This window comes from Streptomyces sp. NPDC005494, assembly GCF_042872025.1.
GTDB lineage: Bacteria > Actinomycetota > Actinomycetes > Streptomycetales > Streptomycetaceae > Streptomyces.
Map to the genome: position 1 here is coordinate 790680 of NZ_JBIAJR010000001.1, position 21853 is coordinate 812532.

The following is a 21853-nucleotide window of genomic DNA, read 5'->3' on the forward strand; positions in this document are numbered from 1 at the left end:
TACGCCGGTCAGCGGCCCACCATGGCCAACGGCCACCGGAGCGAGCCGCACAGGCAAGAGCGGGGACGCCAGTCAGCGACCACCGGAGCGAGCCGAACAGGCGACAGCGGGTACGCCGGTCAGCGGCCCACCATGGCCAACGGCCACCGGAGCGAGCCGCACAGGCAAGAGCGGGGACGCCAGTCAGCGACCACCGGAGCGAGCCGCGCGGGCGACGGCGACCACGGCTTTCTCCAGGGCGTACTCGGGGTCGTCCCCGCCTCCCTTGACGCCGGCGTCGGCCGCCGCGACCGCGAGCAGCGCGGCCGCCACTCCGTCCGGCGTCCAACCACGCATCTGCTGGCGCACCCGGTCGATCTTCCAGGGCGGCATGCCGAGCTCGCGTGCAAGGTCGGCAGGCCGTCCGCCACGGGCCGAGGAGAGCTTGCCGATGGCCCGCACGCCCTGGGCCAGAGCGCTGGTGATCAGGACCGGTGCCACACCCGTGGAGAGCGACCACCGCAGGGCCTCCAGCGCCTCCGCCGCCCGGCCCTCGACCGCGCGGTCGGCCACAGTGAAGGAGGATGCCTCGGCGCGGCCCGTGTAGTAACGGCCGACGACCGCTTCGTCGATGGTGCCCTCGACGTCCGCGACCAGCTGGGAGACGGCACTCGCCAGCTCCCGGAGGTCGCTGCCGATGGAGTCCACCAAGGCCTGGCACGCCTCGGGGGTGGCGGAGCGCCCGAGCGCCCGGAACTCCGACCGTACGAAGGACAGCCGCTCGGCCGGCTTGGTGGTCTTGGGACACGCCACCTCCCGCGCCCCGGCCTTGCGCGCCGCGTCCAGCAGCCCTTTGCCCTTGGCTCCACCCGCGTGCAGGAGCACGAGAGTGATCTCCTCGACCGGGGCACCGATGTACGCCTTGACGTCCTTGATGGTGTCGGCGGAGAGGTCGTGGGAGTTGCGGACGATCACCACCTTGCGCTCGGCGAAGAGCGAGGGACTCGTCAGCTCGGCGAGCGTGCCCGGCTGCAGCTGGTCCGGGGTGAGGTCGCGGACGTCCGTATCGGCGTCCGAGGCCCGAGCCGCCGCCACCACCTGCTGCACGGCACGGTCCAGGAGCAGGTCTTCCTGGCCCACGGCGAGGGTGACGGGGGCGAGCGGATCGTCGGTGGAATTGCGTCTGGTGGCCATCGCCGTCCAGCATCCCACGCCCCTGTGACAACGCCGGGGGCCGCCGCCCGGACGCGTTCCCGCTCGGGGCATGCCGGAGAATGACCGGGTGAGCGATGTGAGACATGTACTGGTGCTGCCCGACCGGGACGCCGCCGAGGAGGTCGCCGGGGAACTGGCCGACAGGTTCGGCGTCACCGAGGAGCCCCAGCTCGTCCGGGATGCCCTGGCCGGGGAGGACGACGCCGAGGACGCCCAGTGGCTGGTCGTGGTGGAGGACCCAGGCGCGCGGCTGGACCCCGCGGCGCTGGACGTGTTCGCCGCGGAGTACGAGGGATGGCTGGAGGCGCCGTAAGGCGGGGGCACCGCCCGCAGCGTCGTGCGACCTGGGCACCCCGGCCGGCGCGGTGAGCGATGCGCTCAGGCCGGTGCCTGGGGCTAAGAGCCGAGGCCGGGTGCCAGGGCCGGGGCATACGCCGGGGACGAGCCTTGAACTTACGCCCGGCGCCTGTGCCGGGGCCGGGGCCGGGGCATACGCCGGGGTGAGGCTGAACTTACGGCCGGGTCGAGGCCGGGGCCGCGAGGCGAGGGCACGACCGGTGCCCCCGCCAGGTCAGCTCTTGGGGACGATCTGGATGTCCATGTCGATCTTGATGCTGGGGCCGACGACCGCGATGCCGCGTGCCAGCATCGTCTGCCAGGTGAGCGTGAAGTCCTCGCGGTGCAGCTCGGTGGTCGCCCGGCAGGCTGCCCTGGTCTCACCTTCGAGGCCGTTGCCCAGGCCGAGGTACTGGGTGTCCAGGGTGACGGTGCGGCTCACGCCGTGCAGGGTGAGCCCGCCGGTGACGCCCCATCGGGTCCCGCCTCGGTGGACGAAGCGGTCGCTGTAGAACTCGAGGGTGGGATACCGCTCGATGTCGAGGAAGTCGGCGGAGCGCAGATGGTCGTCCCGCATCTGGACGTTCGTGTCGATGGACGCGGCGTCGATGACGACGTGCATGGCGGAGTCCTCCATGCGATCGGCGATCCTGACCGCACCGGCGAAGGTGTTGAACCGGCCGTGGATACGGGCCATGCCGATGTGCCGTGCGGTGAAGCCGATCTGGGTGTGCGACGGCTCGATCTCCCAGTCGCCCGGGTCGGGGAGCTGCGGCGGCTGAGCAACCTGGAGGGCCACGTCACCGAGACTCGCGTGACCGCCCTCGGTCACGGTGACCGGGCCGTGGAAGGGCGTGAAGCCGTCGGCCGTGACGCCCACGCGGTAGTCGCCGGCGGGGACGGTGGCGACCAGGTTCCCGAAGGGATCCGTCTCGCCACCGACGATCTTTCGGCCCGAGCTGTCGGTGACCACGAAGTCCGCCTGCCGGACGGGTTCGCTGACAGGATCAAGGACCCTGCAACTCAGCATGCCGGCGGTGAGAGGCACCGGGAATCCGGCGAGACCGTTGTTCTGAGCGGTACCGGACTTCGCTCTGCTGCCTAGCCAACGGCCGAACATGTACACGTACTCCCCAGGGCGGTTCTCACCTCGGGCCCCTGCCGCCTGGACGTCGTTGTCGGAGCAGCGGCCCGCCGACGAATACACATTCGATCACCGTTGCGAGGTTCGAGGCAAACGCCGCAGCTCAGAGGGGGTTGTGCCGAGGTGTGCCCAGCTGTCCCAGCTGTACATGGCTGTACGCGGCTGTGCGCAGGTACGACGGAACGTCCGGATTGCCCCGCCCGCTGTCGCGCACCACCGCACCGCCCGGCCACGTCGCACACCACCACCCCACCCCCGTCATACGGTCGCGATCGCATCTCGACCGTCGGGCAACCGGGGCAGCACCATGCCGAAGTGCTCGCGATACGCGGCCAGTACCTCGGCATCGGCCGCCAGCTCCTTCTCGTACCTCTCGCCCCGCACCGTCGTGATCAAGGTGCGGTCCCGAAGCGTCACCCGGCCTTCGGCGGTGCGTCGCGAGCAGACGGGGGAGCGAGTGAAATGGGAATCCGGCGAGGTGCGGTGGTACCAGGCACCGGCCCGGAAATCCGCCAGCACGCGCGGTCGCAGGTCCAGTCGGAACTCCCGCGAACTCCCGCGCAGCAGATCGAGGTCCCCCTGCGGCGCCTCCCTGAAGCGGAACCTGCCGCAGGGATCGTCCTGTTCCGTGCGGGAGTCCAGCGCGAGCGGCCTCAGGGCGTGGTCGCCGAAGCCCACGTCGGCGAGCCACGGACCCGTACCGTCCTCGGTCTCCACCCGCAGTGCGACGTGGTCGTACGGGATGCCGAGGCGGCCGCCGTCGCCGAACACGCGTGCCTGGAGCAGGACGACGCGGAAGCCGAGTGCGCGCAGCAGTCCGGCGAACGCGCCGTTGAGTTCGTAGCAGAAGCCTCCCCGGTGATCGGTCACGATCTTGTCGACGAGCCTGTCCTCCTCCAGGACGATGTCCTGTCCCAGGTGGATCGAGAGGTTCTCGAAGGGCACGGTCATCAGATGACGCAACTGCAGCTCGCGCAGCGCCTCCGCGTCGGCGCGGGCGGGGCGGGCAGCACCGATGTGCTGCAGGTAGGCGTCCACCCAGGCAGGGGCGGACGTGTGGGTCGGCTGGGGCACTTCCTCGTCCATACCGGCAGTCTGTCGCGGCACGCAGAACGGCGCATGCGCCACGGGACCTAGGACCGCCGACGGAGCCTGGGCGGGACCCCGCGCTCATGAACGGCCTGCCGCGCGTAGTCCCGCCCCGGTGCCCGTCACCGCGATCGCTCCGTGTGTGTCGGTACGCAGCACCTTCGCCCCTGCCGCTTCGAGCGCATCGAGCGTCCGGGCTGCCGGATGGCCGTACGGGTTGTCCGTGCCGCAGCTGATCAGCGCGATCCTCGGGCGGGCGGTACGCAGGAGGGCGGGGTCCTGATGGGCGGAGCCGTGGTGCGCGACCTTGAGCACGTCCACCCGGGGCAACGCCGGATGGCGACGCAGCACCCCCTGCTGCGCCGGGGGTTCGAGATCGCCGAGGAGCAGCAGGGTCAGTCCGCCGGACCGGACGAGGAGGGTGACGCTGGAATCGTTCGGCTCCTCGGAGTAGAGGGTCCCGGCCGCCCCCCGCGCGTCGGCGGCGGGCCAGAGCACCTGCCAGTCGAGCGGGCCCTCGCGACGCCGCTCCCCCGGCGCCGCCCGGATCACCGGGACGTGCGCCGCCTCGGCCGTTCTCTTCACGAACGTTGCCTGGTCGGGCGGTTCGTCGAGATGCGTGGTCTGGATCGCCCCCACCTCACGGCCGCGCAACACACCGGGCAGCCCTCGCACATGGTCGGCGTGGAAGTGCGTCAGCAGCAGGAGCGGCACGCGGGTGATGCCCAGGTCCCGCAGACACCGGTCGACGAGCCGGGGTTCAGGACCGGTGTCCACCATCACCCCCGTACCGTCTCCAGCGGCCAGCACCATGGCATCACCCTGACCCACGTCGCACAGGGCGAAGGCCCAGCCCGGTGGGGGCCATCCCGTCATGAGCCGCGTGAGCGGCACCGGTCTCAGCACCGCCAGGACCAGTAGGAGTGCGGCGGCCGAACAGACCCACGGGTGGCGGATCAGGCGGCGGGCGGAGAGCACCAACAGGGCCGTGAACACAGCGAGGAGAGCCGCACCGCGCCAGCCGCCCGGCCAGTCGACCTCCGCCCCGGGCAGGGCCGCGCCGGTGCGGGCCACCGAAGCGATCCATCCGGTCGGCCAGCCCGCAGCGGTGGCCAGACCTTCCGCCACGGGCATGGCCACAGGGGCTGCGGCGAGCGCGGCGAACCCCAGGACCGTCGCGGGCGCCACCGCGAATTCGGCCAGCAGATTGCAGGGGACCGCCACGAGCCCCACCCGGGACGCGAGGACCACGACGACGGGCGCGCAGACCGCCTGCGCGGCCCCCGAGGCTGCCAGCACCTCGGCCAGCCGTGCCGGGACCCCGTGCCGTCGCAGCGCGTCGCTCCAGCGGGGCGCGAGGGTGAGCAGCGCCCCGGTGGCGAGCACGGACAGCAGGAACCCGTAACTGCGGGCCAGCCAGGGGTCGTACAGCACCAGCAGCAGAACGGCGGCGGCCAGGGCGGGAATCAGCGATCTGCGCCTGCCCGTGCCGATGGCGAGCAGCGTGATCAGCCCGCAGGCCGCCGCCCGCAGGACGCTCGGTTCCGGACGGCAGACGATCACGAACGCGAGGGCGATCCCGCCGCCGATCAGCGCTGTCATATGCAGGGAGATGCCCAGTCGCGGTGCGAGACCGCGCCGTTCGCTGCGCAGGGCCGTGCCAGGGGGCCCGATGAGGAGGAAGAGCAGAATCGAGAGGTTTGCCCCGGACACGGCGAGCAGATGAGTGAGGTCGGTGGTTCTGAACGCGTCATGCAGTTCGGGCGGAACCCGCGAGGTGTCGCCGACGACCAGGCTCGGCAGTAGGGCTCGCGCATCAGGGTCGAGTCCGTCGGTCGCCTCACGCAGCCCTGAACGCAGCCGTCCCGCGGTGCGGTGGAGCAGGGACGGCTCCACCGTGACGCGGGGCGGATCGTCCGCGTCTGTGCCCAGTACGGCCGCGACGCGCTCACCCTCGCGACGCGGCGGCGCGAGCCGTCCTTCGATACGCAGTCCGGTGGAGGGCAGCAGTCGCTGCCAACGCGCCGCCGCTTCCCCCGGGGCGACCATGACGAGTACCGGGGTGCTGAGCACCGTGACCGTGCCGTCGGGAGCGGTCAGCCGGGTGATCTCGGCGTTCAGCAGCAGGGATACGGGTGTGCTGTGGTCGCCCTGAACGCGCGGCCGGGTCTGGCGGGGATCCGATGTGACGGTCACCTCCGCTCGGATTCGCGTGTAATCCTGCGCGAGACCGGGGACGGGTCCGCTCCGGACATCGGCGCCGTGGAACCCGGCCGCAGCGGCCCCGGCAGCCGCGCAGAACAGGACGCCGGCGGCAGTGGTGCTACGCGGCCAGGCGCGCCAGGCCCGCCTCGGTGACCGCACTACCCCTGGCGGTTCCGGTAGCCCGGAAGCTCCGGCGCGGTCAGCTCGTGGTGCACGGCGCCCGACGGCCGGCCGGGGGGTCGGCGGGCTGGTGCGTCCCGTCGGCCCGGCGGACGCCTCCGGCCCCGTGCATGCTGGCTGCCCCTGCGGCCCAAGAGGCCCGGAGGGCCCGCGTGGCCCCGAGTGTCCGTGCGGTTCGGATTGCCCGCGCGGTCCAGAGTGTCCGCGCAGGCCGGAGAGTCCGCGCAGGTCGGAGTGTCCGTGCGGGCCTTCCCGGGTCGCTCGGCGCGCCACGGCCCGGGGGACGGCGATGAGGCCGAGGCCGGCACAGGCGCAGAGCACAGCTCCCGTTGCCGCCCACCGCCCAGGGGCCCCCAGAGCCAGGACGGCCGCGGCCCATGCCGCGAGAGCGGGCGGGACGAGCCGGAGATCGACAGGCGCTTCCTGGCGCGGGTCCGCCGAATACGGCCGCCGTGCCGCGTCGGCAGCCGCGTTCCTGTCCGTCTGCATGTCGGAGCTGTTCATGGACGGACCAGGGGCCGCAGGTCCGCGAACCGTCGGTCGCCGATGCCGTTGACCTCGCGCAGTTCGTCGACCGAGCGGTAACCGCCGTGCTCGGTGCGGTAGTCCACGATGTGCTGGGCGAGAACAGGACCGACCCCCGGCAGGGTTTCGAGCTGCTCCACCGTGGCTGTGCCGAGACTCACTGGCGTACCCGGCGCTGGTTGCCCTGCCGTGGGTCCACCGCTCGCCCCCACTCCCCCGGCCGGTGCCGCGAGGGAGGGGAAGCCCACCACGACCTGCTCCCCGTCCGTCAGGACACGGGCGCGGTTGAGCCCGGTGACATCCGTCCCCCTGCGGATGCCTCCGGCGGCGCGCAGGGCGTCCTCCACACGCGACCCGGCCGGCAGATACCGGATTCCGGGGTGGTGAACCTTGCCGCTCACATCGACGACGATCCTCCCGCCGAGCTGAGTGCCGGGCTGCGATCCCCCGGCCTGGCCGGGCGCGGCGGCTGTCAGCTGCGTGTGCGTGGAACCGGGCCCGGACGCCTGGGGTGCGGCGGCCTCGGGAACCCGCTCCGGTGCACGTACGGGCTCGGGGCGGGCCGACCAGAAATGTGCCGCCGCGAACAGCGCGGCCCCTGCCAGGACCACGACGAGCGCGGCGAGTGCGCGCGGTTCCAGGCCGCACCGGAGCTGCACCCACAGGGGTAACCGGTCCCGCAGTGCGGATGCGGCTTCCCGCCACCACCTCGGCCGGCTACCGGCGGAACCGACTGCCCTGCCGCGCAGAGGCAGGTCCGGCCCGGTGGCCGGAGGCGCCGTGGAACTCCCAGCTGCCCCGGACGGAGCTCCAGCGGAATGCGCTCCAGCAGAAAGCACCTGCGTCCGGGGAGCCTCAGCTGGGGGTGCCTGTACGGGGAACCGCCGGGCAGCGGCCTCCGCAGCAGGGGCCGGCACGACGGGTGCCTGCGGGACCACTACCTGCGCGAGGGGCGTCGTCCGGTCAGAGGTCACCGATGGACGAATCTCGGAGCGCACGGCCCAGGACGGCACCGCCCGAGGGCCTTCCCGCAGCCGCAGCCCGGAAGGGTCGGAGACGCCGCGGGGCCCGGGAGTTCCGGGGTGTTCGGTGGGTCCGGAGAGGCTCGGGATGGCGCAAAGCGGCGCGTCGGAGACCGGCGCGCTCATTTCACCCGAGCCCGCGCCACCGGCCGACACGCCCCCGATCGATCCAGCACCCGCCGTCCCGCCGCCTGCCTGCCGATCGCCCGGTGCCCCGGCCCCGGCCGGCCCAGCCCCGCCCTCGGCGGTCGGCCGGTCACCCGCCATCAGGGCGTCCGCCCGTAGCCGCGAGGCTGCCGCCACCTCCGCGTCCGTACCGCCTGCCGCGCGCCGCCTGCGCCCGCGCCCGCGTGCGGAAACGGCACCGGGCGACGTTCCGGCCGGGCCGCCGGGGCGGACACCGGATCTGTGCCGGGCACGCCCTCCCGGCCCGGCCCCACGCGACGCGCGAGGCACGAACCGGTCCGTGAGCAGACCGGTCTGGCCAGGCATGAGAACGTACGGCTGCGCGGCGGGAGCCGCGTCCGGCGTAAGGGCCGTCCGCGGGGCCGGAGTCAGGCCGTCGAGGCCCCGCGCGCTGGTGGACACATGCAGTGATCGGAAGGTCATGCCTCACGACGCTAGGCACTTCCGCGAAAACCCGCTGAGCTGCGCTGATTACGGTGGATAACTTGCCAGTTGTGGATATCTCCACCACACCCAGGAGTGAACCTCAGCGGGGTGAGACGACGACTCCGAGCAGACCCGGCCCGGTGTGCGCCCCGATCACCGCACCCACCTCACTCACATGCAGGTCCCCCAGCCCCGGAATCCGCTCCCGCAGTCTCTCCGCCAGCCGCTCGGCCCCGTCCGGCGCCGCCAGGTGGTGAACAGCGACGTCCACAGCGCCCGAGCCCGCCTCCGCCACGACGATCTCCTCGAGCCGCGCGATCGCCTTCGACGCCGTCCGGACCTTCTCCAGCAGCTCGATACGCCCGCCGTCGAGCTGCAACAGGGGTTTGACGGCCAGGGCGGACCCCAGCAGCGCCTGGGCCGCACCTATGCGCCCGCCCCTGCGCAGGTAGTCGAGCGTGTCGACGTAGAAGTAGGCGGAGGTGCCGGACGCCCTCTTCTCGGCCGCCGCGACCGCGTCGTCCAGGCCGCCGCCCGCCTCCGCCGCCTCAGCGGCCGCGAGCGCGCAGAATCCCAGGGCCATCGCCACCACCCCGGTGTCGACCACACGCACCGGCACCGGCGCGTCCTTGGCGGCGAGCAGCGCGGCATCGTACGTACCGGAGAACTCGGCCGACAGGTGAAGGGAGACGATGCCGGTCGCACCCGCCTCCGCGACGGCACGGTACGTGGCGGCGAAGACCTCGGGGCTCGGCCGTGAGGTGGTGACGGACCGGCGCTTCTGCAGGGCCAGGGCCAGCGACCGGGCCGAGATCTCCGTGCCCTCCTCCAGCGCCTGATCACCCAGGACCACGGTCAACGGCACTGCGGTGATGCCGTGCCGTTCCATCGCCCGGGGTGGCAGGTAGGCCGTGGAATCGGTGACGATCGCGACATGGCGGGACATGAGCCGGAGGTTACCTTCCGCGGTGGGGGCACGGCAGCCCGGGACCGACCTGCTGATCATTTCCGATCGATCGAAGGCTGCTTCGACACACTTCCGGCTTCTCCCGTACGCACGTCTTATACATGCGGCGCACAATCCGACCGCATTCGACTGCCCTCACCAGCGGCCAGTCAGCAGGCGAGGCAAGTCGGCCGGCGGGCCCGGTCGGCAGGCGGGGCGCTCCGCAGCCAGGGGCCGGGTGGTCAGTTCGTGGTCTCCGGCTTGGAGTTCTTCTGCCACGGGTAGCCGGTGCTCAGCCTCGGGTCCGCGGGGGCGAGCGGCTGCGGACCTTCGTCGGCGGGTCCGCTCCAGCTGTGGCCGGCCGTTTCGCCCTGCGTCCGGGGCTCCTCGGTCGTCCAGTGCCGCAGGGCTCCCGCCTCCACGTCGATCTGCGCGTTCAGCGCGGTCAGGTCGTCGTCGGCGAACTGTCTGGCCCGGTCACGAGCCGCCCAGCGCAGTGACTCCGCGGAGTGCGTGATGCGCTGCGTGCGTTCCTTGAGACCCGGCAGCAGGGAGGCGACCGTCGACCGGTCGGGCTCGCGCTCCATGCGCTTGAGGTCTTCGTCGAGCTCGCGTCCGTGAGCGCTGAGGCGCTGGAAGAGCGCCAGCGACTCCGAGAGTGAGGCATCCTCCGCAGCTCCGGCGTTCAGCGCGTCCTGCGTGGCCCGCATCGAGGTGCGCAAGGACAGTCGCAGTTGTGCGAGCTCGCCCGGCACCCCTGGCTGGCTGTAGCTCTTGGCCCTCAGCGCGGTGTCCTCCACGGAGCGGCGGGCCTGGGTGATCGTCCGGTCCACGCCGCGCTTGGCAGCGCGCACGGCCTTGACCCCCGCGTACACCCCGAGCGCCATGAACGCGATGAACAGCAGCGTCAGGATGAGGATCACGGTTTCCATGGACGCCCCTCGGTTGTCGACTCGGCTGCCGTTGTGCGGTCGCCCCTTCTACCGTAAACGGAACGGGCAGGCCGAGGGTTCCACCGGAACCCCCAACCTGCCCGTAGGGGAAAGCCCTGGCACACCGGGCCGAGAAGCCCGGGGCGCCTCGCGCGGACGGCGGAGGCCGCCCGGCACCGTCAAGCGGGGACGATGTTGACCAGCTTCGGCGCACGCACGATCACCTTGCGCACCCCGGCCCCGCCCAGTGCGGCGACGACGTTCGCGTCGGCCAGGGCCAGCGCCTCCAGCTCCTCGTCCGTGATCGACGGGGAGATCTCCAGGCGTGCCTTGACCTTGCCCTTGACCTGCACCACGCAGGTCACCGTCTCGTCGACGACGTACGCCGGGTCGGCGACCGGGAAGTCCTGGTGGACGACGGACCCGGTGTGGCCCAGCCGGCTCCACAGCTCCTCAGCCACGTGGGGCGCCAGCGGTGCGATCAGCAGCACCAGTCGTTCGGCGACCGACCGCGACAGCGGACCGCCCGTCTTCGTCAGGTGGTTGTTCAGCTCGGTGACCTTGGCGATCGCGGTGTTGAAGCGCATCCCGGCCATGTCCTGGCCGACGCCGTCGATAGCCTTGTGCAGCGCCCGCAGCGTGTCCTCGGTGGGCTCCGTGTCGACGACGGTGACCTCGCCGGTCGCCTCGTCGACGATGTTGCGCCACAGACGCTGCAGCAGCCGGTACTGGCCGACGACCGCCCGGGTGTCCCACGGACGCGACACGTCCAGCGGCCCCATGGCCATCTCGTACAGCCGCAGGGTGTCGGCACCGTACTCGCCGCAGATCTCGTCGGGCGTGACGGCGTTCTTCAGGGACTTGCCCATCTTGCCCAGGACGCGGCTGACCTTCTCACCGTCGTGGTAGTACGCCCCGTCGCGCTCCTCGACCTCGGCGGCCGGGACCGCGATACCGCGGCTGTCGCGGTAGACGAAGGCCTGGATCATGCCCTGGTTGTACAGCTTGTGGAAGGGTTCGGCGGAGGAGATGTGCCCCAGGTCGTGCAGAACCTTGGACCAGAAGCGCGCGTACAGCAGGTGCAGCACCGCGTGCTCGGCACCGCCGACGTACAGGTCGACGCCACCGGTGGGCTGCCCCTCACGCGGCCCCATCCAGTACTGCTCGATCGCCGGGTCGACCAGCCGCTGGTCGTTGTGCGGGTCCAGGTAGCGCAGCTCGTACCAGCAGGAACCCGCCCAGTTCGGCATGGTGTTGGTCTCCCGGCGGTACTTCCGCGGGCCGGCCCCGTCACCCAGGTCCAGGGTGACGTTGACCCAGTCGGCGTTCCGGGACAGCGGGGTCTCGGGCTGGGTGTCGGCGTCCTCCGGGTCGAAGGTGCGCGGCGAGTAGTCCTCGACCTCGGGCAGCTCCAGCGGCAGCATCGACTCGGGCAGCGGGTGGGCGATGCCCTCCTCGTCGTACACGATCGGGAACGGCTCGCCCCAGTAGCGCTGGCGGCTGAACAGCCAGTCGCGCAGCCGGAAGTTGACGGTGCCCTCGCCGACGCCGCGCGCCTGCAGCCACTCGGTGATCTTCGCCTTGGCCTCGACGACGCCCAGGCCGTCCAGCGAGATCTCGTCGTTGGCCGAGTTGACCAGCTTCGCTTCGTACGAGGAGAACGCGTCCTCCCACGTCGCCGGGTCCGTACCACGGTCGTCCGACGGCTCGACGACGCAGCGCATCGGCAGCTCGAAGGCGCGCGCGAAGGCGAAGTCGCGCGCATCGTGCGCCGGTACGGCCATGATCGCGCCGGTGCCGTAACCCATCAGCACGTAGTCGGCGATGAAGACGGGGACCTTCTCGCCGCTGACCGGGTTGGTCGCGTAGGCGCCGGTGAAGACGCCGGTCTTGTCCTTCGCCTCCGCCTGCCGCTCGACGTCGGACTTGGCGGCGGCCTGCTTGCGGTACGCGGTGACGGCCTCGGCGGGGTTCGCGTGACCGCCGGTCCAGACCGGGTGGGTGCCCTCGGGCCAGGCGGCGGGGATGATCCGCTCGACCAGCTCGTGCTCCGGTGCCAGCACCATGTAGGTGGCACCGAACAGGGTGTCCTGACGGGTGGTGAAGACGGTGATGTCACCTGCCCCGTCGACGGGGAAGCCGACGCGCGCGCCCTCGGAACGGCCGATCCAGTTGCGCTGCTGCAGCTTGATGGCCTCGGGCCAGTCCAGCCCGTCCAGGTCGTTCAGCAGCCGGTCCGCGTAGGCGGTGATCCGCATGTTCCACTGACGCAGCTTGGCCTTGAAGACCGGGAAGTTGCCGCGCTCGGAGCGACCGTCGGCCGTCACCTCCTCGTTGGCCAGTACGGTGCCCAGGCCCGGCGACCAGTTGACGGGCGCGTCCGAGGCGTACGCCAGTCGGTACTGTCCCAGGACGTCGGCGCGCTCGGCGGCGTCCAGCGCGTCCCACTCACGGCCACCGGGGACCGGGCGCTCACCGCTCTCGAACTGCGCGACCAGCTCGGCGATGGGCCGGGCCCGGTCGGCCTCGGTGTCGTACCAGGAGTTGAAGATCTGCAGGAAGATCCACTGGGTCCACTTGTAGTAGTCCGCGTCGATCGTGGCGAAGGAGCGGCGCTTGTCGTGGCCCAGGCCCAGCCGGCGCAGCTGGACCTTCATGTTCTCCATGTTGGCCTCGGTGGAGGCCCGCGGGTGGGTGCCCGTCTGCACGGCGTACTGCTCGGCCGGCAGACCGAATGCGTCGAAGCCCAGGGTGTGCAGGACGTTGTGCCCCGTCATCCGCTGGTGGCGGGCGTAGACGTCCGTGGCGATGTAACCCAGCGGGTGACCGACATGCAGACCGGCGCCCGAGGGGTACGGGAACATGTCCATGATGAACTTCTTCGGCCGGGCGGCCAGCTCCGTGTCGCCCGCCAGATCACCGGTCGGGTTCGGCGCCTCGTAGGTCCCCTCGGCGTCCCAGAAGTCCTGCCAGCGTGCCTCGATGTCGGCGGCCATCGCTGCCGTATAGCGGTGCGGCGCGGCCACTTCGGCCGCGGTGTTCGTCTCGCTCATGATCCTCAAAGCTCCATCGATCGTCATCTGCCGGCGCCCACGTCCACGGACACACGTCTACGGACACACGTCTACGGAAACGAAAAATCCCCTCGCACAGGAGGGGACGCCGCGCCGAGTCCGACCAGGCATTCTCACCGGTCGGGAGTGATCAGCGCGGCTCGCTAAGCAGAAGGCGTACGGCACGCATGGCGCCAGGGTACCGCACGGCCTCGGGCCCCGGCCCGGCAGATACCGGGCCGGGGCACCGCACCCGGCTTCCCCGGCCTGCGCCACGCACACACTTCTTGCCCACGAACCCTCCGCACGACCTACACACTCCGGGGGTTACTCCGCGTACTGCCCTCTATCGGGGCAACCGCCCAAAGCCCGTACCGGCCAGTACGCGGCGACCTAGCATGCCGCAACGGGACCGCTTTGCCGAGCCGTTCGGAGTCGCCCCCATGAAGCCTCATCGCAGGATCCGTTCGTCCCCCTCCATGAGCCTCAGCCCGGGAATGAGCCGCCCTCTGCAGGGCGGGCTGACCGTCGCGGCGCTGGTGCTCATCCCCCTGCTCGCCGTCGCCGGGAGCGACGGCATGCGCACCGCGTTCGACTTCACGACCGGCGTCCTGACGCTGGTCTCGCTCACCGCGGCCGTGGCCTGGGGTCTGCTGGCCACCGACCGGCTGTTCCTCTCGACCCGCCAGCGGCTGATCTGCCAAGGCGTCCACCGGGCCTGCGCCGTCGCCTCTCTGGGCTTCCTCCTGCTGCACGGAACCGTGAAGATCGCCCTCGGGCACGTCGGACTGCTCGCCGCCCTCGTCCCGTTCGGCACCGGTGCCGGCGGCACGGCCGGCCTCATCGGGTTCGGCTCCCTGGCCGGACTGTTGATGACCGTCGCTGCGGCCACCGGCGCCATGCGCAGCGCCTTCGCCACCCCGGGCAGGATCGCGGGACGGTGGCGCGCGCTGCACGCGCTGGCCTATCCGGCCTGGTGCTCGGCGCTGGTGCACGGCCTCTACGCCGGCAGGCAGCCGGCCACCTGGGTCGTCGTGATGTACACGCTCTGCCTGACGGCGGTGGCCGCCGCACTCGGCCTGCGCCTGCTTCCCGGCCCGGCCAGGCGCGCGATCACCGAGCGGGTCTCCTCCCTGATCAGCCCGGAGACCCCTCCCTCCACGTCGGACCCGGTCCTGCGCGGTTCCGCCCTCCCCGGTTCGGGTCACATCCCTCCGCCCTTTCCCCGCGGCCTCCCTCCGGAAGCTCCGGGCTGGGGCGAGGACGACGGCGGCATGCGCGGCACCCCGGTCCGCCCCCGGACGCTCGCGGCCCCCGCCTCGCCCGGGGGGCTGCCGTACGAAGCGTCGCCGGACGAGCAGCAGCAGTCGGCCTTCCCCTCGCACGCACGTCCGTACGAGCAGCCGCAGTCCCACGAACGTCCGTACGACCGGCCCACGCTCCAGGAACACTCGCAGGACCTGCCCACGCTCCATGAGCATCCGTACGACCGGGCCACGCCCCACGAACCGCCGCCTCGCCGCTCGGAGCGACCGGCCCGGGGCCCGGCCCCAGCACCGTCCGCCGCCTCCCGGCCCGGCTTCTCGGCGGCGTACCGGGCCGTCTCCCGGGCTTCCGGCCGGCCCCCCGAGCGGACGGCGGAGAGCCGCTGGCCCGCCCCCTCGCCCGCGCCTCCCGCTCAGGCGCCCAGGCCTGCGTACGCCGCGCCCCCGCCCACCTCCGACCAGGAGACCGAGCAGCTGCCGGGACCGCTCTACCCGCCCCCGGCCGGAGCGCCCTGGCAAGCACCCGCAGGAGACCGCCCGTGAACGTCCCCCTCCCCGATGTCCCCGAAGTGCGCGTCGTCGGGCTCCCCCAGCTGACCACCGGCTTCGACCTGGTGGAACGCCTGGGCCTGGCCATGCATCTGAAGGTGCACGGCCCGCTCGAACCGATGACCGGCGAGCGGCTCGCCGAACTGGCCGAGTCCATCTCACTGCGGGGCCGCGGCGGCGCGGGCTTCCCCTTCGGCAGGAAACTCCGCGCGGTGGCGAAGGCCTCGGTACGGCGGGGAGTCCGGCCCGTCGTCGTGATCAACGGCAGCGAGGGTGAGCCTGCCTGCCGCAAGGACACCGTTCTGCTCAACCGGGCCCCTCACCTCATCCTCGACGGCGCCTTGCTCGCGGCGGAGGCCCTCGGCGCGCGCACGCTGGTGGTGGCCGTCACACGCAACTCCACGGAGATCTCCGTGCGCTCCGCCCTCGCAGAGCGCGGCCTGTCCGACCGGCGCGGCCGGCACCTGCGCGCCCGGGTCGTGCGCACCCCGGAGCGCATGGTCTCCGGAGAGGCCTCGGCGGTCATCAGGGCGGTCAACGGCGGGCCGGCCCTGCCGCCGGGCCGAAGGGAACGCGCGGCGGAGTCCGGTGTGGCCGGCGCCCCCACCCTCCTGTCGAACGCGGAGACGTACGCACAGCTCGCGGTCGCCGCCCGGCTCGGCTCCCGCCGCTACGGGCACACCGGCCTGCCCGACGAGCCCGGCACGGTCCTGCTCACGGTCTCGGGGGCCGTGGCTCGCCCCATGGTGATCGAGGTGCCCACGGGAGTGCCCCTGCGGTACGTACTGGAGCTGGCCGGAGCCCCGCCCCTCCCTCAGGGCGTACTGACCGGCGGGTACCACGGCAACTGGATCGACGCGATCGCCTCGCACGACGCCATGGTCTCGCGCGCCTCCCTGGCAGCCGCGGGCGGCGCACTCGGGGCGGGCGCCATCCTGCCGATCGGCCCGGAGACCTGCCCGATCGGTGAGTCGCTGCGCATCGCGAACTGGCTCGCGGCGGAGACGGCCGGACAGTGCGGGCCCTGCAGGCTCGGGCTGCCGGCCGCTGCGGGTGGTCTTTCCGACGTGCTGAACGGGGGCGGTCCCGCGGCCCTGGAGGCACTGCGCGAGGTGACCCAGGCGGTGAAGGGCCGCGGGGCGTGCAAGCATCCGGACGGATCCGCGCGCTTCCTCGCGTCCACGCTCTCGGCGTTCACGGACGACCTCGCCGCGCACGTGCTGGACGGCGGCTGCGGACGGGAGACGCTCGGAGTCCTGCCGCTGCCCGCTCCCGGTCACGAAGGGCTGGAGGAGTCCATCCCGAGCGGCGAGAAACTGGCGGTGGACTGGACGCTCTGCCAGGGCCACGGCCTGTGCGCGGACATCGTGCCCGAACTGATCAGGCTGGGCCCCGACGGCTACCCGGCGCTCGCGGACGCCGCCGTCCCCGTGCACCTGCGGGGCCGGGCCCAGCGGGCCGTCCGGCGGTGCCCGGCACTGGCCCTCCGCATCGAGCAGGCGCCGGCCGAGCGGCCCGCCCTCCCGAGCGCCGAGCGCAGGGCGCTCGGCAGCGGAAGCGGCTGATCCAGCCGACGCGCGAACGTGCCGATCCGCACCGGGGAGATGAAGGACACAAACGAGAAGCGGACCATCCGATCCGGATGGTCCGCTTCTTCACTGTGGAGCTAAGGAGAATTGAACTCCTGACCTCCTGCATGCCATGCAGGCGCTCTACCAACTGAGCTATAGCCCCGTGCTGTTTGCCACCCGGTTTCCCTGGCGACATCGAGAACATTACACGGTCCCGGCGGCGCATCAAAAATCGTTTCCACCGGCACCCGGCGTGACCGGCGCCCGACGCTCCCACCAGCGGTCGACACCTCTGCGGCGGGCGCCTGGGAGGACGCGGGACGGGGCCACGGACTATCGGCGGCGGGCAGCCGCCAACACCCCTTCCGTGAACGGCCCGTCAAGCGGTGGCGAAGGAGTAGAACCGTTTGAGGGTGCAGTGCTCCTCGAGCAGCCGCCCGTAGATGGGTTCCCCTTCGAGCTCCCGGTAGGTCTCGATGGGGTCGCCTTTTATGATCAGCGCCCGCGCGCATTCCTCGCACCAGTACTGGAACTCGGCGTTGACGGGGTCCATGTCCCTGACGATGGGCGTACCGCTGCCGCACCAGTCGCACTTCCGCCTGTGTGCACCCATCCGGTCAGCTCCGACTGTGGCCGCGGGCCGTGCACACGAAGAAGTCCTCCTGCGGGCCGGCGTGGCCGCGGGGCGTGGCGGGGGGATGGGCCGCGGTGGAGGTGACGCCCAGGTCCGGGACCTGTACGCGGCTCGCAGGCATCGCGCTCCCTCCCGATCGGTCCGTCGCCCCCTTCGGCGCTCCGATTCTGCCATGGCCCCGCAAGGGGGTCAGCCCGCCGAGAGCCCCGCCGCCCGGCTTTGGCCTGAAGGAACGGGCCGCGGGCGGGCCGCCTACCCACGGGTACGCCCCAGGTGCACCCCGAGAACCCTTGTCCCGCACGGGCCAAGGCAGTTGAGGCAGGCCCGGGCGGTACGCGCGGCCGGTTCCGTACGACAGGCAAAAAAAGATCCCGCCCCCTGCCGGGGACGGGATCTCTACTGTGGAGCTAAGGAGAATTGAACTCCTGACCTCCTGCATGCCATGCAGGCGCTCTACCAACTGAGCTATAGCCCCGCTGTCCGCTGTGTTTCCCTGCGTTTCCGCGCTGCGAACAAGAAGAACTTTAGCCTGCGACGAGCCGGAAAGTGAAATCCGGCCTCTCCCGCCCACGGACGGGCTCCGCGAGGGCCCCGGCCGTCGGCTAGTCGTCGTCCCCGAGCACCGGTTCGGGAAGCGTCCCGGCGTTGTGCTCCAGCAGGCGCCAGCCTCGCGCGCCTTCGCCCAGGACGGACCAGCAGCAGTTGGAGAGACCGCCGAGCCCTTCCCAGTGGTGGGCGTCGAGCCCGAGCAGGCGGCCGATGGTCGTCCGGATGGTGCCGCCGTGGCTCACGACGACGAGCGTGCCCGCGTCCGGCAGCTTGCCGGCGTGCTCCAGGACCACGGGGGCCGCCCGGTCGGCGACCTCCGTCTCCAGCTCGCCACCGCCCCTGCGCACCGGTTCCCCGCGCTTCCAGGCGGCGTACTGCTCGGCGTACTGCCCGACGATCTCCTCGTGCGTGAGGCCCTGCCAGGCGCCCGCGTACGTCTCGCGCAGTGCGGAGTCGTGGGCGACGCCGAGGCCGGTGACCGAGGCGAGCTCGGCGGCCGTGGCCGCTGCCCGCCGGAGGTCGGACGCGACGATCGCGTCCGGCCGCAGCGAGGCCAGCAGCCGGGCGGCACGACGGGCCTGCCCGACGCCGACCTCGGTCAGCTCGATGTCGGTGGAACCCTGGAAACGGCGCTCGAGGTTCCACGCGGTCTGGCCGTGCCGCCAGAGGACGATCCTGCGGCCCCTGCCGCTGCTGCTGCCGTTCAGCTCTGCTCACCTTCCGTGCCGCCGTTGAGCTGGGCGTGCTCCTCGGCCTTGCCCCGGGTCTTGACCGCGTCCTCGGGGAGGGCGATCTCGGGGCAGTCCTTCCACAGGCGCTCGAGCGCGTAGAACACGCGCTCCTCGCTGTGCTGGACGTGGATCACGATGTCGACGTAGTCGAGGAGGATCCAGCGGGCGTCGCGGTCGCCCTCGCGGCGTACCGGCTTGGCGCCGAGCTCCTTCTGCAGCCGCTCCTCGATCTCGTCGACGATCGACTTGACCTGGCGGTCGTTGGGAGCCGAGGCCAGCAGGAAGGCGTCGGTGATCGACAGCACGTCGCTGACGTCGTAGGCGATGATGTCGTGCGCGAGCCGGTCGGCCGCCGCCTGGGCGGCGGCGTTGATGAGCTCGATGGAGCGGTCCGTGGCGGTCACATGCAGGCTTTCGTCGGCGGTCAGATCAACCTCTAGGGTCTCACGGACCGCCGACAGCCCTGACGTCCTACGACGCCGGTTGCTTCGGGATCTCGTAGTTCTGGCCGAGAACCACGGAGACGTCGGCGTTCGCGGCGGGCTTGCCCTGCTTCACCGCGCTCGTCGGCAGGCCCAGCGTCTTGGCGATCTCGACGGCCTTCGCCTTGTCCTCGGCGGTTCCGTACAGGATCTGGGACGTCGCCACGACGTCCGCCTTGCCGCTGTCGACGAAGGCGTATCCGCCGTTGACCAACTGGATCCTGGCAGCGTTCGTCCCGTCGGTGTCACCTGTGCCGTTCCTGACGCCCACGCGCACGGCGGCGTCCGGGTCGGGAGCCTTCACCGCACCGCCCAGCACGTCCTTGACCACACTCTCGGTGGCCTCGTCGGTGAGGGTGCCGTCGGCCTGGACCGGGAGCAGCTCGGTCTTGTAGTCGCCGACCTTGGCGTGGCCGGCGAGCCTGGCCAGGGACGCGCCGAGGTCCTGCTCCGGCAGGGACGGGTCGAGGATCTGCGCCAGCGTCTGGACCGTGACGGTCGCGGCCTCGGGGTCCTCGGACATCTTGCGCAGCACGCCGCGCATGACCTGCCCGAAGCGCGTCAGCTGTTCGGTCTCGGACTCTCCCGGTCCCTGGTAGGTGGCGTACGCGACGGCCATCTGGCCGCTCAGCGTCTGCGCCTCGCCCTTGTTCACGAGCGGGGCGGCGCCCTTCTTGGTGTCGGGCACCTCGGTGTCGGTGTCGACCTCGATGTTGCCCACGAGCTCGACGAGGTTCTCGAGGTACGGGGTGTCGAGGCGCCAGGTCCCGCTGATGCTGGTGCCGAGCAGGGTGTCGATCGCCTCGCGGGTGCCGGTGGACCCGTCGTCGTCGACGGACTTGCCGAGCGTCGTGGTGGACCCGTCGTCCGCCGCCACTGCGAGTGAGTTGGGGAGCAGGACAGTGGTGCCCTGCTTCGTGGTGACGTTGTCGACGAGCAGCGCCGTCGAGGTGCCGCCCTTCTTGGTGTTGTGCAGGTGCACGACGATGACGTCCCGCTTCTGCGGACCCGTCGCCGTGGCGCTCTGCTCGTCCTTGCCCGACAGGCCAGGGATCTTGCCGGCGAACCAGAGGTAGCCCGCACCGCCGACGACGACGAGGGCCACGACGACTATCAGCGCGACCATCCGGTTGTGGCCGCGCCGACGGGCTTCCTCGCGCCGTTCGCTGCGGCTCTCGGTGAATTTCAGCCAGTCGATGACGTCTTCGGAGTCCTCGTCGGGCTCCTCGATGAACGAGAACTGCTCGGTGCGGTAGTCACGGTCGGCCCGGCGAGGCCCGGGAACGGCGGCGTCGGCCGCGGGTTCCGGCTCACGCCGGGGCTCCGGCACCGGCGGTGCCGTCGCCGGGGCGGCCGGGGCCTGTGCCGCGTTCCACTGCTGGGCGGTGTCGTCGACGGCGGGCTGCGTGCCTGTGTCGTAGCCGTACGCGGTGTAGCCGCCGTCGCCGTAGCCGTATCCCTGCTGCTGGGTCTGCTGGTACGGGTCGTACTGCTGCTGCGTGCCGGCGTACGGGTCGTAGCCGTACCCCTGCTGCGACTGCCCGTCCTGCTGGGGCTGCTGGGGCTGCTGGGGCTGCTGGGGCTGCTGGGGCTGCTGCTGGGCGTACGGGTCGTACTGCTGCTGGTCGTAGTGCTGCTGCCCCTGCTGCTGATAGACCGGCTGCCCGTACGCGTCGTAGCCGATGATCTGCGGCTGCTCCTGCTGGTACGGGTCGTACGGGTTCTGTCGGTCGTTCACAGGTGCCCCTCTCCGTGGCTCATTCGCCGCGGTACAGCTGGCGCTTGTCGATGTAGCGGACGACACCGTCCGGCACCAGATACCAGACGGGCTCGCCCTGCGCGACCCTCGCACGGCAGTCCGTGGACGAGATCGCCAGTGCGGGCACCTCCACCAGCGAGACACCGCCCTTGGGCAGTCCGTCGTCCGTCAGCAGGTGACCCGGCCGGGTCACGCCGATGAAGTGGGAGAGCGAGAACAGCTCCGCGGCGTCACGCCAGGTGAGGATCTGGGACAGGGCGTCGGCGCCGGTGATGAAGAAGAGGTCCGCGTCGCCGTGGACCGTGCGCAGGTCCCGCAGCGTATCGATCGTGTACGTGGGTCCACCACGGTCGATGTCGCTGCGGCTGACCGAGAACTGCGGGTTGGACGCCGTCGCGATGACCGTCATCAGATAGCGGTCCTCGGCCGGGGAGACCTGCTTGTGGCTCTTCTGCCACGGCTGCCCGGTCGGGACGAAGATGACCTCGTCGAGGTGGAACTGGGCGGCCACTTCACTGGCCGCCACCAGGTGTCCATGATGAATCGGGTCAAACGTCCCGCCCATCACGCCCAGTCGGCGCTTGGCGCGGCCGGTAGGCACTTTCTGCTCTCCCATGCGTGCAGACCCTACTGGCACAGCTGTTCGCGTCTGCCTCAGCGGTCCCGATTGAAGCGGGTGGTGATCCACAGGAGGAGGAGCAGCGCGAGGAGCGCGCCGCCACCGGTGAGGTACGGGCTGAGGCTTTCGTGGTTTCCGCCCTGCTCGCCTTCGGCGGCGAGGGTGACCAGCTGGTGCGCGGTGCTCGTGAGGCTCATCTTCTGCGGGACCTATCCATCGGGAATCAGGAGGGAGACGTCGCGCACATCGTATGCGGGCGCCCCGGGCACGCTCACGCCGACTCAGTCGCTGTTGTCGTCGTTGCGGTATCCGCGCAGCAGGAACCAGGCGAGCAGCGCCGCTCCGACGAGCGCGACGAGGAGTACGACGCGGAGCGTGTTGCCCGGCCCCTGGTCCTCGGACACGGCGGCGAGCAGTACGGCGGTATGCGGCATTCCGGGCGCTCCTCAAAGTTAT

General features: G+C 71.6%; 18 protein-coding genes and 2 tRNA genes. 3 read left to right on the forward strand and 17 right to left on the reverse strand.

Features of this window, described 5'->3' with window-relative positions:
• Positions 1–183 precede the first annotated feature (183 nt).
• On the reverse strand, positions 184–1173 hold the full coding sequence (gene holA / locus ACFYQ6_RS03630) for a DNA polymerase III subunit delta (RefSeq protein WP_361571240.1): 990 nt from the start codon (positions 1171–1173) through the stop codon (positions 184–186).
• Between the two features lie 70 nt (positions 1174–1243).
• Here holA and ACFYQ6_RS03635 point away from each other — a divergent pair, with 70 nt between their 5' ends.
• Positions 1244–1507, forward strand: coding sequence for a hypothetical protein (locus ACFYQ6_RS03635; RefSeq protein ID WP_361571242.1), 264 nt, complete (start codon positions 1244–1246; stop codon positions 1505–1507).
• 258 nt (positions 1508–1765) lie between these two features.
• Here ACFYQ6_RS03635 and ACFYQ6_RS03640 read toward each other — a convergent pair whose 3' ends face one another.
• From ACFYQ6_RS03640 to leuS, 7 genes are all read right to left on the reverse strand, one after another.
• Positions 1766–2650: a YceI family protein gene (locus tag ACFYQ6_RS03640; protein ID WP_361571245.1), complete on the reverse strand. Its 885-nt coding sequence runs from the start codon at positions 2648–2650 to the stop codon at positions 1766–1768.
• A gap of 282 nt (positions 2651–2932) precedes the next feature.
• Complete coding sequence (locus ACFYQ6_RS03645) at positions 2933–3760, reverse strand: arylamine N-acetyltransferase (protein ID WP_388760221.1); 828 nt, start codon at positions 3758–3760, stop codon at positions 2933–2935.
• Positions 3761–3844: 84 nt separating this feature from the next.
• Positions 3845–6637 (reverse strand): ComEC/Rec2 family competence protein, encoded by a 2793-nt coding sequence (locus ACFYQ6_RS03650; protein ID WP_361572375.1) that lies wholly within the window; start codon positions 6635–6637, stop codon positions 3845–3847.
• Positions 6638–6648: 11 nt separating this feature from the next.
• Complete coding sequence (locus ACFYQ6_RS03655; RefSeq protein WP_388760224.1) at positions 6649–7332, reverse strand: helix-hairpin-helix domain-containing protein; 684 nt, start codon at positions 7330–7332, stop codon at positions 6649–6651.
• A gap of 1075 nt (positions 7333–8407) precedes the next feature.
• Complete coding sequence (locus ACFYQ6_RS03660; protein WP_361571250.1) at positions 8408–9253, reverse strand: DegV family protein; 846 nt, start codon at positions 9251–9253, stop codon at positions 8408–8410.
• A gap of 242 nt (positions 9254–9495) precedes the next feature.
• Positions 9496–10185, reverse strand: a complete 690-nt coding sequence (locus tag ACFYQ6_RS03665; protein WP_361571253.1) for a hypothetical protein — start codon at positions 10183–10185, stop codon at positions 9496–9498.
• A 179-nt stretch (positions 10186–10364) separates the two neighbouring features.
• The gene (gene leuS, locus ACFYQ6_RS03670) at positions 10365–13238 is read right to left on the reverse strand and encodes a leucine--tRNA ligase (RefSeq protein ID WP_388760227.1); all 2874 of its coding nucleotides are present in this window, start codon (positions 13236–13238) and stop codon (positions 10365–10367) included.
• Between the two features lie 497 nt (positions 13239–13735).
• Here leuS and ACFYQ6_RS03675 point away from each other — a divergent pair, with 497 nt between their 5' ends.
• Together ACFYQ6_RS03675 and ACFYQ6_RS03680 are read left to right on the forward strand one after the other, a co-directional pair.
• Positions 13736–15046 carry a hypothetical protein gene (locus tag ACFYQ6_RS03675; RefSeq protein ID WP_361571258.1) on the forward strand — a complete coding sequence of 437 codons (1311 nt, stop codon included), beginning with the start codon at positions 13736–13738 and terminating at the stop codon, positions 15044–15046.
• Positions 15043–16617 (forward strand): NADH-ubiquinone oxidoreductase-F iron-sulfur binding region domain-containing protein, encoded by a 1575-nt coding sequence (locus ACFYQ6_RS03680; RefSeq protein WP_361571260.1) that lies wholly within the window; start codon positions 15043–15045, stop codon positions 16615–16617. Before ACFYQ6_RS03675 ends, ACFYQ6_RS03680 begins: the two co-directional genes overlap by 4 nt.
• 96 nt (positions 16618–16713) lie before the next feature.
• On the opposite strand, the gene ACFYQ6_RS03685 is transcribed toward ACFYQ6_RS03680, so the two are convergent.
• The 9 genes from ACFYQ6_RS03685 to ACFYQ6_RS03725 form a co-directional block, all read right to left on the reverse strand.
• Positions 16714–16786 (reverse strand) — tRNA-Ala (locus ACFYQ6_RS03685).
• Positions 16787–17002: 216 nt separating this feature from the next.
• Positions 17003–17236, reverse strand: coding sequence for a hypothetical protein (locus tag ACFYQ6_RS03690; protein WP_033305681.1), 234 nt, complete (start codon positions 17234–17236; stop codon positions 17003–17005).
• Positions 17237–17659: 423 nt separating this feature from the next.
• Positions 17660–17732 (reverse strand) — tRNA-Ala (locus ACFYQ6_RS03695).
• A 127-nt stretch (positions 17733–17859) separates the two neighbouring features.
• Complete coding sequence (locus ACFYQ6_RS03700) at positions 17860–18513, reverse strand: histidine phosphatase family protein (protein WP_361572379.1); 654 nt, start codon at positions 18511–18513, stop codon at positions 17860–17862.
• Entirely contained in the window at positions 18510–18941 is a 432-nt protein-coding gene (gene rsfS / locus ACFYQ6_RS03705) for a ribosome silencing factor (RefSeq protein WP_329228761.1), read from the reverse strand. The genes ACFYQ6_RS03700 and rsfS overlap by 4 nt, the downstream gene beginning before the upstream one ends.
• A 67-nt stretch (positions 18942–19008) precedes the next feature.
• Positions 19009–20757, reverse strand: coding sequence for an LCP family protein (locus tag ACFYQ6_RS03710; RefSeq protein WP_388760232.1), 1749 nt, complete (start codon positions 20755–20757; stop codon positions 19009–19011).
• A 19-nt stretch (positions 20758–20776) separates the two neighbouring features.
• Positions 20777–21394, reverse strand: a complete 618-nt coding sequence (gene nadD / locus ACFYQ6_RS03715) for a nicotinate-nucleotide adenylyltransferase (RefSeq protein WP_145801576.1) — start codon at positions 21392–21394, stop codon at positions 20777–20779.
• Between the two features lie 38 nt (positions 21395–21432).
• A complete protein-coding gene (locus ACFYQ6_RS03720; protein WP_356735183.1) occupies positions 21433–21594 on the reverse strand; it encodes a hypothetical protein in 162 nt (53 codons plus the stop codon).
• A gap of 84 nt (positions 21595–21678) precedes the next feature.
• Entirely contained in the window at positions 21679–21831 is a 153-nt protein-coding gene (locus ACFYQ6_RS03725; protein WP_388760237.1) for a hypothetical protein, read from the reverse strand.
• Between the last annotated feature and the right edge of the window lie 22 nt (positions 21832–21853).

Bases quoted from the DNA above. Each gene is read 5' to 3' on its own strand.
- ACFYQ6_RS03675 (WP_361571258.1), top strand. From the start codon at position 13,736: ATGAGCCGCCCTCTGCAGGGCGGGCTGACCGTCGCGGCGCTGGTGCTC.
- ACFYQ6_RS03640 (WP_361571245.1), bottom strand. From the start codon at position 2,650: ATGTTCGGCCGTTGGCTAGGCAGCAGAGCGAAGTCCGGTACCGCTCAG.
- ACFYQ6_RS03645 (WP_388760221.1), bottom strand. From the start codon at position 3,760: ATGGACGAGGAAGTGCCCCAGCCGACCCACACGTCCGCCCCTGCCTGG.
- ACFYQ6_RS03690 (WP_033305681.1), bottom strand. From the start codon at position 17,236: ATGGGTGCACACAGGCGGAAGTGCGACTGGTGCGGCAGCGGTACGCCC.
- ACFYQ6_RS03635 (WP_361571242.1), top strand. From the start codon at position 1,244: ATGCCGGAGAATGACCGGGTGAGCGATGTGAGACATGTACTGGTGCTG.
- ACFYQ6_RS03720 (WP_356735183.1), bottom strand. From the start codon at position 21,594: ATGAGCCTCACGAGCACCGCGCACCAGCTGGTCACCCTCGCCGCCGAA.
- ACFYQ6_RS03665 (WP_361571253.1), bottom strand. From the start codon at position 10,185: ATGGAAACCGTGATCCTCATCCTGACGCTGCTGTTCATCGCGTTCATG.
- leuS (WP_388760227.1), bottom strand. From the start codon at position 13,238: ATGAGCGAGACGAACACCGCGGCCGAAGTGGCCGCGCCGCACCGCTAT.
- ACFYQ6_RS03660 (WP_361571250.1), bottom strand. From the start codon at position 9,253: ATGTCCCGCCATGTCGCGATCGTCACCGATTCCACGGCCTACCTGCCA.
- holA (WP_361571240.1), bottom strand. From the start codon at position 1,173: ATGGCCACCAGACGCAATTCCACCGACGATCCGCTCGCCCCCGTCACC.
- nadD (WP_145801576.1), bottom strand. From the start codon at position 21,394: ATGGGAGAGCAGAAAGTGCCTACCGGCCGCGCCAAGCGCCGACTGGGC.
- ACFYQ6_RS03725 (WP_388760237.1), bottom strand. From the start codon at position 21,831: ATGCCGCATACCGCCGTACTGCTCGCCGCCGTGTCCGAGGACCAGGGG.
- ACFYQ6_RS03650 (WP_361572375.1), bottom strand. From the start codon at position 6,637: ATGCAGACGGACAGGAACGCGGCTGCCGACGCGGCACGGCGGCCGTAT.